At 44.5% G+C, this 14,635-nt stretch carries 11 protein-coding genes and 1 pseudogene; 6 read left to right on the top strand and 6 right to left on the bottom strand.

The features are described 5' to 3' along the window. Positions 1 to 31: 31 nt before the first annotated feature. Positions 32 to 709, bottom strand: a complete 678-nt coding sequence (locus HPL003_RS06885; protein WP_014278920.1) for a TetR/AcrR family transcriptional regulator — start codon at positions 707 to 709, stop codon at positions 32 to 34. A gap of 457 nt (positions 710 to 1,166) precedes the next feature. On the opposite strand from HPL003_RS06885, the gene HPL003_RS06880 reads away from it, so the two are divergent. Beyond that, positions 1,167 to 2,873 carry a CocE/NonD family hydrolase gene (locus tag HPL003_RS06880; protein WP_014278919.1) on the top strand — a complete coding sequence of 569 codons (1,707 nt, stop codon included), beginning with the start codon at positions 1,167 to 1,169 and terminating at the stop codon, positions 2,871 to 2,873. Positions 2,874 to 3,156: 283 nt separating this feature from the next. Here HPL003_RS06880 and HPL003_RS06875 read toward each other — a convergent pair whose 3' ends face one another. Further along, the gene (locus HPL003_RS06875) at positions 3,157 to 3,801 is read right to left on the bottom strand and encodes an MFS transporter (protein WP_238533453.1); all 645 of its coding nucleotides are present in this window, start codon (positions 3,799 to 3,801) and stop codon (positions 3,157 to 3,159) included. A gap of 242 nt (positions 3,802 to 4,043) precedes the next feature. Here HPL003_RS06875 and HPL003_RS06870 point away from each other — a divergent pair. Continuing rightward, positions 4,044 to 4,439: pseudogene (locus tag HPL003_RS06870) on the top strand (phage tail protein); the annotation flags it as partial. A 379-nt stretch (positions 4,440 to 4,818) separates the two neighbouring features. Here HPL003_RS06870 and HPL003_RS06865 read toward each other — a convergent pair. Continuing rightward, positions 4,819 to 8,277 carry an S-layer homology domain-containing protein gene (locus tag HPL003_RS06865; RefSeq protein ID WP_014278916.1) on the bottom strand — a complete coding sequence of 1,153 codons (3,459 nt, stop codon included), beginning with the start codon at positions 8,275 to 8,277 and terminating at the stop codon, positions 4,819 to 4,821. A gap of 497 nt (positions 8,278 to 8,774) precedes the next feature. Between HPL003_RS06865 and HPL003_RS30310 the strand changes: the two genes are divergently transcribed. Both HPL003_RS30310 and HPL003_RS06855 read left to right on the top strand, forming a co-directional pair. After that, the gene (locus HPL003_RS30310) at positions 8,775 to 9,017 is read left to right on the top strand and encodes an RNA polymerase sigma factor (protein ID WP_014278915.1); all 243 of its coding nucleotides are present in this window, start codon (positions 8,775 to 8,777) and stop codon (positions 9,015 to 9,017) included. Positions 9,018 to 9,042: 25 nt separating this feature from the next. Continuing rightward, positions 9,043 to 10,050 carry a DUF1835 domain-containing protein gene (locus HPL003_RS06855; RefSeq protein ID WP_014278914.1) on the top strand — a complete coding sequence of 336 codons (1,008 nt, stop codon included), beginning with the start codon at positions 9,043 to 9,045 and terminating at the stop codon, positions 10,048 to 10,050. A 359-nt stretch (positions 10,051 to 10,409) separates the two neighbouring features. Here HPL003_RS06855 and HPL003_RS06850 read toward each other — a convergent pair whose 3' ends face one another. Then, positions 10,410 to 10,919 (bottom strand): dihydrofolate reductase family protein, encoded by a 510-nt coding sequence (locus tag HPL003_RS06850; protein WP_014278913.1) that lies wholly within the window; start codon positions 10,917 to 10,919, stop codon positions 10,410 to 10,412. Between the two features lie 2 nt (positions 10,920 to 10,921). Beyond that, positions 10,922 to 11,806, bottom strand: coding sequence for an alpha/beta fold hydrolase (locus HPL003_RS06845; protein WP_014278912.1), 885 nt, complete (start codon positions 11,804 to 11,806; stop codon positions 10,922 to 10,924). A 145-nt stretch (positions 11,807 to 11,951) separates the two neighbouring features. Here HPL003_RS06845 and HPL003_RS06840 point away from each other — a divergent pair, with 145 nt between their 5' ends. Together HPL003_RS06840 and HPL003_RS06835 are read left to right on the top strand one after the other, a co-directional pair. Then, on the top strand, positions 11,952 to 12,314 hold the full coding sequence (locus tag HPL003_RS06840) for a winged helix-turn-helix transcriptional regulator (RefSeq protein WP_014278911.1): 363 nt from the start codon (positions 11,952 to 11,954) through the stop codon (positions 12,312 to 12,314). Positions 12,315 to 12,479: 165 nt separating this feature from the next. Beyond that, positions 12,480 to 12,941 carry a hypothetical protein gene (locus HPL003_RS06835; protein WP_014278910.1) on the top strand — a complete coding sequence of 154 codons (462 nt, stop codon included), beginning with the start codon at positions 12,480 to 12,482 and terminating at the stop codon, positions 12,939 to 12,941. A 227-nt stretch (positions 12,942 to 13,168) separates the two neighbouring features. Here HPL003_RS06835 and HPL003_RS06825 read toward each other — a convergent pair whose 3' ends face one another. Further along, a complete protein-coding gene (locus HPL003_RS06825; RefSeq protein WP_014278909.1) occupies positions 13,169 to 14,368 on the bottom strand; it encodes a GntR family transcriptional regulator in 1,200 nt (399 codons plus the stop codon). Positions 14,369 to 14,635 lie beyond the last annotated feature (267 nt).

The following is a 14,635-nucleotide window of genomic DNA, read 5'->3' as shown; positions in this document are numbered from 1 at the left end:
CTTGCCGCTACAAAAAGATGCCTTGGCGGCCTCATGTTGAGCCTTCCAAGCCTCCATCCGATTGATCTGGCTTGTAGCATAGCTTGGGGAGGATAGTTTTATCAACCTGCGTTATCCGACAATACATGGCCATTCCTTCTTTGGTTAGATGAGGCAGTATAAGGCTCCATAGGATGGACAAGATGTTTTTTGAATTTGTAAGAAATTTTTGGAGAAGAATTATTTCCTGTGTGCCATACATGTTTATCGATAGTAAAGAAATAGACAAATCTTCATATTGCCCGGCATATAATTCTTCTTTCATAATTCCTTTATTAACAAACCCCTTAAATATGTTGGTGAAAAGTGTATAGAAATCATTAACAACCTTAATTTGCATTTTAGCTATCTCCGGATACAACTTAGGTAATTCTGTAAAACTGGAGAAATAAAAGAAATATTTTTTACGGAATGCATTAAGAATTAAAAACTGCTGATTCAGCCCTTCGATAGAAACCTCCGCTGAGAAATTTAAGTTTTGGTATTCTTCATACTGCATTGCCATAACACCAATCATAAGATCATGTTTTTTTTTGAAATAGTATGTCAAATTACCAGGACTAATATTTAACGCATCGGAGATATCCCTCAATGTTACATATGCATATCCTTTTTTATTAAATAATTCAATTGAAGCCTCAAGGATCTTATCCCTTAAATTAATATCCATTTCTATCTCCTTTAGAGCGTTTGTGCTATGCACTTGAAATCAAAAGCATTATATCATAAATTGTTCCTTCAAGCCGAAATAAGTAGCTTGATTAAGAATACGGAAGAATTCGAGAGATAATTTGCGAAAATCCTCAGCCAAGAGTGCCATTCCCCATAAAGACCAGAGTTGAGTTGCTGTATTTGCAGGAATATACTAATTTTAGTACATGTGTACTAAAACTTTTCTGAATAATTATTGAAGGGAGTGAACCCACTTGCAAGAAATCAGAAAGAGACCTAGGAGATATCCTGTTTGATGTTAATGGAATTAACCAGTTCTATGACGAGGTTTCCAGCAAGGATAAGAGCCTAGTAGTATATCCAGGGAAAGTTCACAATGCGATTGAACAGGATACAGAAGCACGCTGCTTATTGATTGACTGGTTTGAAGAAAAACTATCAAATGGAGGCAAGCTATGAATCCACTACCTATCGACATTAACGAAAGAAGTAATCACTTTTATGAACTTACTTGGAAAGAAGTACAGATTCCTATGAGAGACGGGAATTATCTCGCCGCAAATCTTTATCAGCCTAATGTGGATGGGAGTTTTCCGGTAATCATGACGATGTGTCCGTATGGAAAAGATCTGCATTTCTCGCAATTTGCTCCTGCTAATCCAACGATCGCAATAGAATATACACACTCGCAGGATAAAGGGCCCTTAATTAGTTGGGAAACACCAAATCCTGAATTTTGGGTGCCACAAGGCTATACTGTCTTGCGAGTAGATGAACGTGGTATCGGTAATTCTCCAGGAAAGCTGGATATATTATCTAATGCTTTGAAGAAGGATTATTATGATGCAATCGAATGGGCTGGAACGCAACCCTGGAGCAATGGAAAGATAGGACTGCTGGGCATCTCCTATTTGGCTATGAGTCAATGGGCCGTGGCATCCGAACAACCTCCTCATTTAGCTTGTATCATACCTTGGGAAGGTACAGTAGATTATTATGCAGAATTCTGTTGTCCGGGCGGAATCCAGGCGAACGGTTTTCTTTCATTCTGGTGGAAGAACGGAGTTTTGGCGCATCAATACAATCCCGATGGAAAATTCTCGGAAGAACAATTGCAAGCCAATCGCATTGATTTCCCGGAGATGGTAAAAAACAATCCATTACGTGATCAATCGTGGACGAATCGATTTTCTGATTTGAGTAAAGTAGAGGTGCCTTTATTATCTGCAAGCAACTGGTTTAGCGCTGGAATGCATACCCGTGGAAATTTCCTGGGTTTTCAGAATGCGGTATCAGAGCACAAGTGGCTTGAAGTACATATCGGGAGCCATGTTGGCGCATTTTACACCGCTCAGGGTCGGGAGCTGCAGAAAAAATTTCTGGATTATTGGCTTAAAGGAATCGATACTGGCCTAATGAGGGAACCGAAAGTGAAGCTTGCCATTCCTTGCGGAGGCAATAACTATACATGGCGCTACGAGAACGAGTATCCGCTTAAGCGCACCCAATGGACCCGCTTTTACCTTGATGCAAGCTCGAGTCTGCTTTCGCAGGAGCCTCCGCAAGCCAAGGCCCAGCTTTGCTATGAAGGCGATAAGGAGTGCGAGTCAAAGCACTGGGCAAAGCCTTTTATGGTGAAAGAATTCTCGAGAGAGGAAAACAATTCAAAGCGTGTTCTGTTTGAAACCGATCCGTTTGATAACGAAACAGAAATTCTCGGGCCTATTAAACTCCGTTTGTGGGCATCGTCAACTACAGATGATATGGACATTTTCGTATCTTTGCGAAATATTGACTCACTAGGCAATGAGGTCGTTAACTCAGGAGCACTAACAGAGAAATTCCCAATTAGCCAGGGCTGGCTGCGCGCTTCCTTACGTAAAACTGATGATGAATTATCCACGGAGTATAAGCCTTATTACACCTTCGATGAGGTTCAAAAGCTGGTCCCAGGAGAAGCCTATTGCTTGGATATTGAGATATGGGATAGCGCAATTGTTGTAGCTAAAGGAAACCGATTGCTCCTGGAAATTGGAAGCCAGAATCAGAGTGGCTGCGCACTGCTGACTCAGACGGGGGATGACAGGATTTGGGATGCAGACATTACTCTATATACAGGGGATGAATTTGATTCTTATTTGTTGCTGCCGATCATACCCTAACTGAGTTCAAGTTGACATGCTCCCCAACGCCCATGATTTTCAAATACTAAAAGCCAGCCGACTCCGGAACAGCTTCCGATAGTTGGCTGGCTAATTTTATTTGAACAAATGCGCTCCCATGGTTTCGGGCAAAGTTGTGTTTTTGCTGAAAAAAATACTGTATTGCTGCTAAAATCAATATTGGTAATAGATTGCCGACGCATACGGTCAATATGACCTCTCTGTACGTGGTCGTACAAGGCTCAAAGACAGCAACGTTGGCCGGGGTGTGCCTAGTAATGAATCAATTATGTTCAGGTGGCTTTTTTATAAACCAACCCAGCACCAAAATAAGTATTGCAAGAATAAATTCAATCCAAAAAACCGTTTGTAGACCGGAAACCATGCTTTGTGTCCTCTCATGCATCGCAGTGGGAGCGAGCGAATGGTGAAGATAACGATTGGCTCCAGACGACATGATGCCGACGAACAATGCGATGCCAATTCCCCCTGCAATCTGTTGGAGCGTGTTGTATATGGCTGTGCCATGAGGGACCTGGTGACGTGGAAGTTGATTGAATCCTGTCGTCTGAGCCAGCATGACAACGAACGACATGCCTAAGAATAAGAGGATATGATTGAACAGAACGGAACCTTGTGTTGTATCACTGTCGATTCCGGCAAACAGCCACAACGATATGGCGATCAGGAACAGTCCAGGCACAATTACGAGTCTCGGCCCGAATTTATCGAATAATTTCCCCGACACTGGCATCAGCATCCCGTTCAAAATGCTACCTGGCATTAGAAGACCGTACTTATTGTAGAGTGCGATCATATTGCCATCCTGATTCAACTCCATGTACCCGTAACATTTTGCTTTAGGCGTTTCACCGTAAAAGACGTAAATTTGATTTTGATCACTCTGTGCATGCACCAGTAGTTTCAACGTACCGTATCACAAGTGATGGTGCACACGATTAAAAAAGAAAATATTGATTCGATCTGTAATAAAGACTGTCGATGTTCCCGCAGACAGAAAGAAGTTGATAGAATATTCCTTTGGATCGGTGTCGATTTATGTGTACCAGCAAGTTGTGAGCGCAGAACTGTTACATGAGTCTCGGCAAGTTTTTTTGGAAATAATGAGATAAAAGGAGAGATGGAAATGTCCTATATCGTTGATTTTAAGCGCTTGCTGGTTTGCGTGCTAATGAAGCCCGTTACTTTATGAACAAATACAAGCATGAATTTACGGTTGTGTCAGCTAGTGAAAGTCAGGAGACCCTTGATTATGTGAACCGAGTTCTGAAAGAGCGTGATATTGAGTTTGCTGCCAAACCTTTAGAAACGTCACGTTTTCAAGTGGAAAATATTAAATTTGCCTATGTCTTTTATGAGGATGGTCTCGAGGTCAACGTCATGTATACGGTTGATGACCCTAAGAAGCGGGCCGTTGGTTTTAAGCTTTCTGAGGGGATGGAGGTACCAAAGGAGTTAGAAGGGAAGTTTAAGTTTGCCAGGCAGAAGTCTAAACTAGCTGGAACAATCCGAGGTTCGTTTTTTGTAATTAAAAGAGAATATTAAAGTAAGCAAAAGTGTAATTTGGAGGGTGCGTCGATGATCCGCTTTGATTCCTCCTCCGACCGCCCTGTAATGTCCAGGATCGATTCCGAGGAGCTGGCGACCCGGTAAGCCGTCTGATATATTTCTCCGACGACGTTGGCTTCCCCGTTTTACTCTGCCAGTCAAGCAGGGTGAGATTTTTAAAACATTATAGATACAATGCAGACTGAGAGGCTTCTCAGTCTTTTCTCGTATGCCTTTTTAGTTTTCAACGAATCGCAAGCTTCTTTGGCGTGCTCGAGTGTATTTTTGACACGAAAAAGCTCCCCTCACAGGCAGCAGGTTTTATGATTTAACCTGTCTACTGTAAGGGGAGCATTTCAGCTACGGCGGAAACCTATTAGATATGCAGTGCGCCAAGCAGCTTGTAGATCATTGCGGTCGTTTCCGCTCGGGTGGCCTCAGCATCCGGCTGGAAGGTGCTGTCTTCGTATCCGTTCAGGATGCCTGCGGAAACCGCCGTGTTCACTGACGATTGGGCCCATGCTGGAATACTGGATGTATCCCGGAACGGATTCACCGTACCTTGGGAGCTGCCAGCATTTGAGTTCAGCGCTTTGGAGATCATGACGGCCATTTCTGCCCTGGTGATGACCTGATTTGCTTTAAAGACCGTTTTTCCTTGCTCCTTGTAGCCGGTAATCAGTCCGGCTTGGGCAGCCGCTGCCACTTGAGCCTTGGCCCAGGAAGGGATTTTGTCGTCGTCAGCAAATGTGGTTCCCTCATCGGACGAACGCAGCCCCAATGCGTTCACGAGAATTTTGGCAAATTGAGCCCGTGTAATTTGATCATTGGGACGGAACGTTTGGTTCTCAAATCCCTGGATTACATTCATACCGATCAAACGGTCAGTATACGATTGCGCCCAGTGCCCATTCAGATCGCTGAGTGCCAATGGTTTATAATCGTATACGGCGAATTTAGCCAAGCGGTTGAAGCTGACGGTGACCGTTCCGTCTTCGTTTTGAGTTCCGCCAATATAGATCCATTTTTGCTGTGATTCGTTATAATAATAGACTGCTGGCTTGCTATCCTGGGCAACTTTATCCGCTTGATAATTAACGGTGAGATTCACAGGCTTGCTCAAGTTATTACCGGATGTGCTGTTCAATTCAAGCACCTGGCTTAACAATTGAAGATTTCCCGCTGACGGGGCTTTATCCTCCGGTAGAACGACAGCGCTAACTTGACCGTCCGAATTCACGGCTCCTGTCGGAATGTCTATGCTGAACACACCGTTGAGAGCCCCTTTTGATTCCTGCTGCGCCTTTACATCTATTTGCATCGTTGAAGGCTGTTCGTTGGTAGGCTTACTGCTTGTGTTCGTTTCTCCACTACCACTGCCGCCACCAGTTTGGCCGGAGGAACTATTGCTTGAACCGCTATTCGAGCTGTCTCCAGATTGGCTGTCATTGTCATCTGAATCGTTTTTCTCCCCAGCCTCTACAGATACAGTGCGTACGACTTCTTGTGCTGCGTTCCCCGCCAGATCGTTCACGTTGTAACGCAGGGTGTATGTCCCTGGTGTTGTGGTATCTACCGTACCGCTCACCAGAACGTCTCCCGAAACCCCGAAATTATCGGTAGCATCGGCTCCTTGCTCGCTGTATAAGGACCCTTCTTTCAGAGTCACGTGATTGGTCCCTTTTAGCGTAATTAGCGGGGGCGTATGGTCGATATTTACCGGCAGGGAAAGCACGGCTTGTCTATCCAAATTATCAGCCGCTCTGAATTCAAGCGTATGCTTGCCTTCTTGGGAAACTTCAATAGGCTGGTTAGTGATATAAGACTGATACTCGCCTTTGTCCATGGACAACTCCAGCTTGATGGACGTCACAGGCTCGGCATATACACTTGAATACACACTGGCGGTAACACTTTGATTTGTCCACTGTCCGCCTGTATAGCCTTGTCCATCGGCTGTTTTCATGGAGCTGAAAAGTTCTACAGATGTTATGTCATTAAGACCTTTGACGGTTACATCGAACAGTTTGGTTACACTTACGTCTCCACGTGTAATGGTAGCTTTCAACGTAAGCGGCTGGTTCTCCCGCGGATAACGAACAAGCAGATGTCCATCATGGCTCAGGAGGTCCGGATTGGAGCTTTCCCATTGAATCATCGTCCCATGCTCGCCTTCTTGCGGCAGTGTAATATCATCGGTGACTTGGCTTGTATCACCCAAGCTCAAAGTGGCTGCTGTATGATCCACGGCCTGCTGGTCACTGTAAGGCTCAACGCTCACAAAAATCGGATTGGAATAGAACCACATATCAGAATAGTTACGCTTGTTAATTTCTGAAAAACGGGTTTCGTTATCAGTGGTCGTATTCTTCGGATCAATCAGAGGTTCCCCGTTACTGGTTTCTCCAGGAACGTTGATTCCCAGGTTGGTGCCTCTCAGTCGGAAATATTGATTTTTGCTCGCAGCATCCAATTTATAAGTGATGACATGGTAACCCTCGGCGTCTGTCGTCCAGTCATTGCTGGTAAATCGACGAAGCACCTTGGTTGAATCATTGGTGCTCTTGGTATATTCAGCAGTTCCAGGCGCTGCCGATCCGGTAACATCCCCTGCAATCAGATCCACATGGTCAACCTGAACGGGTTCCCCGTTATTGTTTTTTTCAGGGCTCTTGAACCGGATTGTAAGCTGAAGATTATCTCCTTGTGTGACCTGAAGATTGCCGCCCGTCTCTTCCTTTTTTCCACCACTGGTGATGTTAAAATCAAGTGCGTTAATTAAATCGCCATAGACGGAAAATGATTTTCCTGATCGCATACCGTCAACAACGGCTTTCATGGTGGTACCGTTCACCCATGTATAATTTTTAGAGTATTCGCCGGGCCAGTAACCACTGGAGTATTTCCGGTCTTTGCTGATATTAAAATGGAAATCAGAATTGGAGAAGGTCCAGAATTTACGTCCTTCTCCAAGCAGTGCATCCCAGACGCCGCCAACTTTTGCAAGCATGAAATCTGCCCCGCCATACGCATCGACGGTTTCCGCTCTGTCTGGAGACATCTGGTTGCCGGGCATACCTTCAAACCCAAAAGCAATATTAGGAGCAAGATTATTAAAATCACGGATATCCGATATTTTAATTTCCGAGCCGCTTCCTTTTTTTCTCGAAGGATGATTGATGAAAAGATAGCTGTCGGGATAGTGATCTCTGAGCCATTGTATGGCGGTCCGGGTATCTTCTTTTGTCGAGTAAGCTCTGTTACCTTGCAGCTTCCACTCGGCTACATTTGCCGGATCGAACGAGCTTTCGCTTCGATTGGTAAACATATATTCGAACTGGCTAATCACCTTTAGTTCCTCTTCCGATCCCGGATGATCCGTGAGGATGCCTACCCCTGCATGATCATATTGAGGCATGTCCCACTCAAAGCCGGAAAAGATGACTTTATCTTTGTATTTTCCTGAGTTTTGCAGCTCTTTTATTTTAGGCACCTGGTAAAGTGCCAGTCCCTTGGATAACGGAATTGCACCTCCAGACAGCGTAGTTCCGTTATCGTCTCGGCTTGACATCCGCAGATGATCGGAAAGGGCCAGCCAATCGAGGTGGTTTTGCTCAAATGCATGGTCCAACACGCTCGTAAGGGATTCCTGTGCATCATCGGACTGATAGGTGTGTGTATGATACTCACCTGTCATCCATTTTCCGTTACTAGTTTCAGTCTGAACCTGAGCTTCAGGAGCAGCGTATCCTTTAGATATAGGGAGCCCTGTAACGAGCATGCCGCACACCAGGGAGAGAGAAAACAATCGAAAAAACCTTTTTTTGGGTATCATTTTAAATAAGCCTCCAACTCTTGTGTTTTCTCATGATGTTCATACGTTTGTTCATTTAATATCCAAATGTGAAGCAACTACCTGTTTTGGTTGATCGTTTGAGGCTGATATTTTCGGCATATTTCCCGTTCTTCCTTTCTTGTTCATTTAAAATGTACGAATTCATGCAGAACGGAAATACTTTTCCGCGGCTGCGTAGCTCACTTTATCATTTTTATGTTTTCGAGATGTCATAGAAATGTTAATTTTGCCCTTTCTTCAATAGGAATTAATGCCATATGTCTCCTGCCTATCCCTTTAACCCTATACCACAAGTAATAGTAAAACGGAGAATGGAGTTATTGGTGAGTTTGAAGGAATCCATTAATGAAGATCGAAGACAAAGCAATCGCTTGAGGCGGAAATGATATTCGTGATTTCTTTGTTTTGACTTGTTTCCGTAACCTTTGAGAAATAAGGTGGCACTTCTATACAATACAGAAGAAAGGAGCGGGAGCATGCTTCATTTTATCGAAGACGCAAAACAAGGGGATCGGCAAGCTTTCGAACATATTGTTCAACACTATACAGCGATGGCGAATGCGGTTGCATACGAAAAGCTACACGATTTTCAATTAGCGGAAGATGTAGTTCAGGAATCATTTACAGAAGCATTTCTGCATTTAAGTAAATTACGAGCAGTAGAAGCATTCCCAGGATGGTTCAAAGCTATTGTGATACGATTTGATCTCTGTATGTAATCATTTGTATGAGGGAGGAAAAGGTGTGCTTCATATAGTAAACGGGGATTTGGTGGCTGCGAAGCTACGACAAGGCATTGTGCAAGGTGATATTTTAGTGTGGAGGGAAGTATATCCTCATGGTCCTGTATTTTTAGATCCTGCTGTATCGGACAATCGCTCTGTACGAGCACAATTCTTGGAACAAACGCTGGGAATCCCTCGCTCAGAATATATACAGGGTAGTAAAATGCAAGAGAAAACCTTAGCAGATTTTAATAAATATGAGGAAGTTGTTTTATGGTTTGAGCATGATTTATTCGATCAGACGATGTTGTGCTATTTGCTCCATTGGTTCTCAGAGCAGCCGTTGTTGAACACGAAGTTGAATTTATTGTCCATCGGAGAGTATCCGGGAATCGAGTTGTTTCGAGGGTTGGGACAACTCTCTCTGGAGCAAATGGAAACTTTATCGGGAACATGGAAATCTATCGGAACAAAAGAACTGGACTTAGGCGGAGCATTTTGGAAAGCCTATGCATCACAGGATCCGCAGCAGCTTCAGCAATTATTAATTAAAGACACGTCTGTGCTGCCGTTTGCGCATGACGCATTCCAATGTCATCTATCTCAGCTTCCTTCCACACACAACGGGCTTGGCATCGTGGAGCAGACCACGCTGGAGATGGTTCGTGCTGGGATACATTCTCCTTATGAGTTATTTGAACATGTTGGGAATAAGCTCAATAATTTGGGTATGGGTGATCTGCAATACTGGTATATTCTAAAAGAGATGTCGCAAGATCCGTATCCGTTACTGCAAATCCGCGGGTTACAGGTATTTCCCGCTTATAATAGTGCAGCGGTATCATTTCGCAACTGTGATGTTGTTTTAACTGATTTTGGAAATTGTGTAATGGACGGAAAAGAGGACTGGGTCGCGAAGAAAGGGATAGATGAATGGTATGGTGGGGTTCACCTGCAAGGATATTGTCCACGATGGCGCTGGAATTCGTCCCTACAAACGATTCATGACACAGGCATTGAGGTGTAGCTCTGTTTTACAGACAGCGCGGTGAACCGTACCACAAATAATAGTAAAGCGAGAGTGGAGGTAATAGTAAATTCAAGAGAATACGATATGAGATATAAAGGGGACCGGATGAAGCCAAAGAGCTATTCCGGTCTTTACTTTGAATTCCTAGTAAGATTGGCCCGTGAAGCTCATGGCTAAGCGTCTCATCCTCGTCTTGGTCCAAGGCAATGAGGTACTGCTGATGAACAAGGCGAACGCAGTACTTTAGTAAACATTTGCTGATTCTTTTAATCGACGAAAATCCGCAAGATTGAAGATAAAAATTTTATCTTTGCAAGCTAGACTGGAATCGCCATAGACCCCGACGATGACTCTATCTATCGGTCAATCGCGTAACGCAGTTGAACGATGCCGCCGCCGAGGGGCTGACAGTTCAGCAATTGCACATGTTTATACCGGTAGTTATCTTGGTCGATGAGGAGATGTAACCCTTTACCTTCCAACACGGGCGCGACATTGAAGATCACCTCGTCAACCAGTCCGTCGGCTAAAAATGAATTGTGGATGTCCGCGCCGCCGCTTATGAGAGCGGTTTGGTGGCCTTTCTGCCGCAAGTAGTCCAAAGCGTCCTGGGGCGATCTCGCAACCGTTACGCCCGGAATTTTTACGGCGTTCCGAGAGATCACCACGATGTCGACTTCGCCAAAAGGTCCTCCGCCGCCGTTGCCGCGCATTCCTTCGAATGTCCGGCGTCCGACAATGAAATTTCCTGCGGCTTTGGCATGTGTCGCGAAGTCGTCCAACGTTTCTTTATACGGCGGATTGTCTGGACTTGATTGCGCATAATTGCCGTTAGAAGATAAAGTTGCCCATAGAATTGTTTTCATGATTATGTTCCTCCTAAGGTTCTATTTCGGATTTTTCGGATGGATGCGGCTACCCGATCCGGGCGATCTTCTTGCACATAGTGGGAAGCATCTTTGAGGATCTCCGTTTCGTTCATCGGTAAATACGTTTGCCACTTGGCCATCTGTCCGAGCGGGAAGCCGGCGCTGTCCTTCGTTCCCCAGAGAATTTGCGCAGGCAAATCGGACAAATTCGGCAGCTTCGATTCCATGTCGGCCAGCCATGCTCGTGCCTTGCGGATGTGCCTTGGAAATACCCAGGTCGGGATCCTGGACTTCGGAGTCGGAAAAGGGGCGGTATAAGCTTGTCGTAAGCGATCCGTGACTTTATCCGCATGGTAGATCCCGTGAGGAACAATGACTTTGGCGAAAAAATTACTCCGTGTCTGAAGCCAATACCCGATCGGCCATCCCCCCATGGCGAGTGAGAACAACCTCATCGGCATGATATCCGCCGGCCACGCCCACGTATTCATTACGACGATGCCGCGCAAGTTATTCGGGTGACGGACCGCGTAATTCAGGCCGATCGGACCGCCCCAATCCTGCACGACTAAGATAAAATCCTTGAGGTCCAGATGACGAATCAGCTCCTGCACGGCTTCGGATTGCTCCTGCGGCGTAAAACGGTAGCCGCTAGGCGCCTTCGACATCCCGAATCCGGGGTAATCTGGAGCGATAAGACGGAATTCCCCGCACAGCTCTTGGATAATGTTTCGATAAAGATAAGACCACGTAGGGTTGCCGTGCAGGAGAAGAACTGCCGGTCCATGCCCTTCATCGAGGTAATGGATGTAACCGTCATGATAAGGCAGCCAGTGATCGGTGAACGGGTACTCCGTCGGATCTAACTCAAACGGTCTATTCAAAGTGAGTTCCTCCTTTCTAGCCTTTCTTCATTCCCCGCTTTGTTCTCCTCTCGATTCACATCGTAATGGATTTATGGTACATTTGAAAAGTAGTTACATTTAAGTGCAATAGTTTCATAAAATGAACTATGGGGAGGAAAAGCCGATGATGGATCGATCCTGTCCCGGCACGGTTGAACCGATCATGGAGATTTTGGATAGCAAATGGATGCTTCTTCTTTTGTTCGAACTGTTTAGCGGAACCCGACGTTTTGGGGAATTACGCCGTAAGCTGCAACCCATTAGTCCGAAAACGTTGACGGACCGCCTGCGCCTGTTAGAAGAGAAGAGAATTGTCACGCGCACGCTTTACCCGGGCGTACCGCTGCATGTCGAATACGAACTGACTGAGTCCGGACAGGGGCTGCAGCCGATTTTTGAGGCCATGTGGACGTGGACCCAGCAGTATGGCACCTATCTGCGGCAAGAGACGAACGAGATAGGGCCAGCAGCAGACAGCACGATGTGAGTGGGTGAAAGCTACAACTAAAGTTGTCAAGATCATGAAGAGGAGTATGTTTAAGGCCATCCCGCCTGGATGGCTTTAAAACTTGCCGTTACAGACAGCGGGGCGAACCGTACCATAAATAAGGACAAGTTTTTTGGGAATAATGAGATAAAAGGAGAGATGGACATGTCCTATATCGTTGATTTTAATAATGTGTCTACGGTTGGTTTAGAGTCCTCACCTGTAGTAGAAGCGCTTGCTGGTTTGCGTGCTAATGAAGCCCGTTACTTTATGAACAAATACAAGCATGAATTTACGGTTGTATCAGCTAGTGAAAGTCAGGAGACCCTTGATTATGTGAACCGAATTTTGAAAGAGCGTGATATTGAGTTTGCGGCCAAACCTTTAGAAACGTCACGTTTTCAAGTGGAAAATATTAAATTTGCCTATGTCTTTTATGAGGATGGTCTTGGGGTCAATGTCATGTATACGGTCGATGACCCTAAGAAGCGGGCCGTTGGTTTTAAGCTTTCTGAGGGGATGGAGGTACCGAAGGAGTTAGAAGGGAAGTTTAAGTTTGCTAGGCAGAAGTCTAAACTAGCTGGAACAATTCGGGGTTCGTTTTTTGTAATTAAAGGAGAATATTAAAGTAAGCAAAAGCGCAATTGGAGAAATCCATCCACTTTTTCTATTTGCAAAAAAGATGCGAGATCAAAGAAAGGGCCATCCCACAAAGGATGGCCTTAAAACTTTCCGTTACAGACAGCGCGGGGAACCGTACCATAAGTGACGGCAAGCTTTTCAGACAAATCGGAGCACTTTCGAACAGGCAGGCATTCAGCAATTCTTCTAAACTGATAAGGACATGGTTCACTTCATTCTCCTCTTTCCAGTTGTGCATCGTCTTCAGAGTGCTCTACGGAGGGGGGCAATTTGCTCGGATGCGGCTGGGATGGCTGCATGATGCATGGATTGGACGGTGCTGGCGAGTCCCATATCTTCTTTACCGTCTCCCCTTCAATTAACACGGGCTGATAATAGGTGTTGTTGCTTAGATCCTTCTTCCCTTGCAGTTTCTTAATAACCCAATCGGCAGCATCACGTCCCATTTGTTCCTGTGGGTGTGTCAATGTCGTTAGTTTGATGTTCGCATTTTTGGAAATATAAGAATTATCTTGGCCAATAATGGATAGGTCTTCGGGAACAGATATATCAAGTTGTCTGCATACATGTACAACCTCTAATCCTACTTCGTCGTTATAGCACACAATCGCAGTTAAACCTTCTCTTTGTTCGGTTAGGAATTTCTTCAAGTTGGTGGACAGGTTCTGCTTCGTCTCTGTATAGAATGAGAGCACTTGCTCCGGGTGAAACCGTAATTTGGCCTCTCCAAGAGCTTTGATATAGCCCTTCATTCGATACTTTCCTTGTAAATCGTCCATTTTGGCAATGATACCAATTTGTGTGTGTCCATTAGCGATCAATTCTTTTGTTGCCAGATAGCTGGACTGTACGTCATCGAGACAAAAGAAAGGAACCTCCAACTCTTCATAGTAAGCATTAATCATGATGAATGGAACATCCTGTTCCTTGAACGTCAGGTAGTAAGCGATATTGGGATTATATAGATTGCTCTTCGTAGGCTCAATGATCAAACCATCCACACCAAAGGACAGCATCATCTCCAAGGCTTTCTTTTCCTGTGCAACATCATTATTTGTACTAGCTAATAGTAATGAATAATTATCTTCATTCAATCTGGCTTCAATCCCGCGAATAATAGAGGGGAAGATGTAATCAGAAATGTAGGTCGTAATGACTCCGATTGTTTTATTATTGGAACTCCCACCGGTTTTTGAACGGAATTGGTTGCTGACATAAGTGCCAGATCCTTTTTCACTTCTTAAAAAACCCTCGTTGGATAGTTCTAAAATAGCCTTTCGAACCGTCTGGCGACTAACTTTATACATATCCTGCAAAGCTGATTCCGTTGGAATTTGTTCTCCTACGCTGTATGCTCCCGATAAAATATTGCTTTTTATATCCTCAAGGATGACCTGATACTTTGGTTTCACTGTACTCCTACTTTCCTGGTTGTTCTAATACTAATTTATACATCCGTAATATTTGTATGTACATATTTTAGCATAATTATAAGCTTATTATAATCCATAGCCTAACATGTACAAATACTAAAGGGAAAATAGAGAAATACTCAGTTCATAAGAATATTTGTATGTATAACTATGTATTCGTGTTGACAAATGTACGAACAAAAAATATACTATGGCTATAAATAAAAGAAAGCGCCTTCTTTCAATTTTGCGGTTAAAACAGTTGTT

This window comes from Paenibacillus terrae HPL-003 (assembly GCF_000235585.1).
In the GTDB taxonomy this organism is placed as follows: Bacteria; Bacillota; Bacilli; order Paenibacillales; family Paenibacillaceae; genus Paenibacillus; species Paenibacillus terrae_B.
The sequence above is the reverse complement of the archived record's forward strand: the minus strand, read 5'-3'. Positions and strand labels throughout refer to the sequence as shown.

Bases quoted from the DNA above. Each gene is read 5' to 3' on its own strand.
- HPL003_RS06865 (WP_014278916.1), bottom strand. From the start codon at position 8,277: ATGATACCCAAAAAAAGGTTTTTTCGATTGTTTTCTCTCTCCCTGGTG.
- HPL003_RS06840 (WP_014278911.1), top strand. From the start codon at position 11,952: ATGATGGATCGATCCTGTCCCGGCACGGTTGAACCGATCATGGAGATT.
- HPL003_RS06885 (WP_014278920.1), bottom strand. From the start codon at position 709: ATGGATATTAATTTAAGGGATAAGATCCTTGAGGCTTCAATTGAATTA.
- HPL003_RS06880 (WP_014278919.1), top strand. From the start codon at position 1,167: ATGAATCCACTACCTATCGACATTAACGAAAGAAGTAATCACTTTTAT.
- HPL003_RS06850 (WP_014278913.1), bottom strand. From the start codon at position 10,919: ATGAAAACAATTCTATGGGCAACTTTATCTTCTAACGGCAATTATGCG.
- HPL003_RS06835 (WP_014278910.1), top strand. From the start codon at position 12,480: ATGTCCTATATCGTTGATTTTAATAATGTGTCTACGGTTGGTTTAGAG.
- HPL003_RS30310 (WP_014278915.1), top strand. From the start codon at position 8,775: ATGCTTCATTTTATCGAAGACGCAAAACAAGGGGATCGGCAAGCTTTC.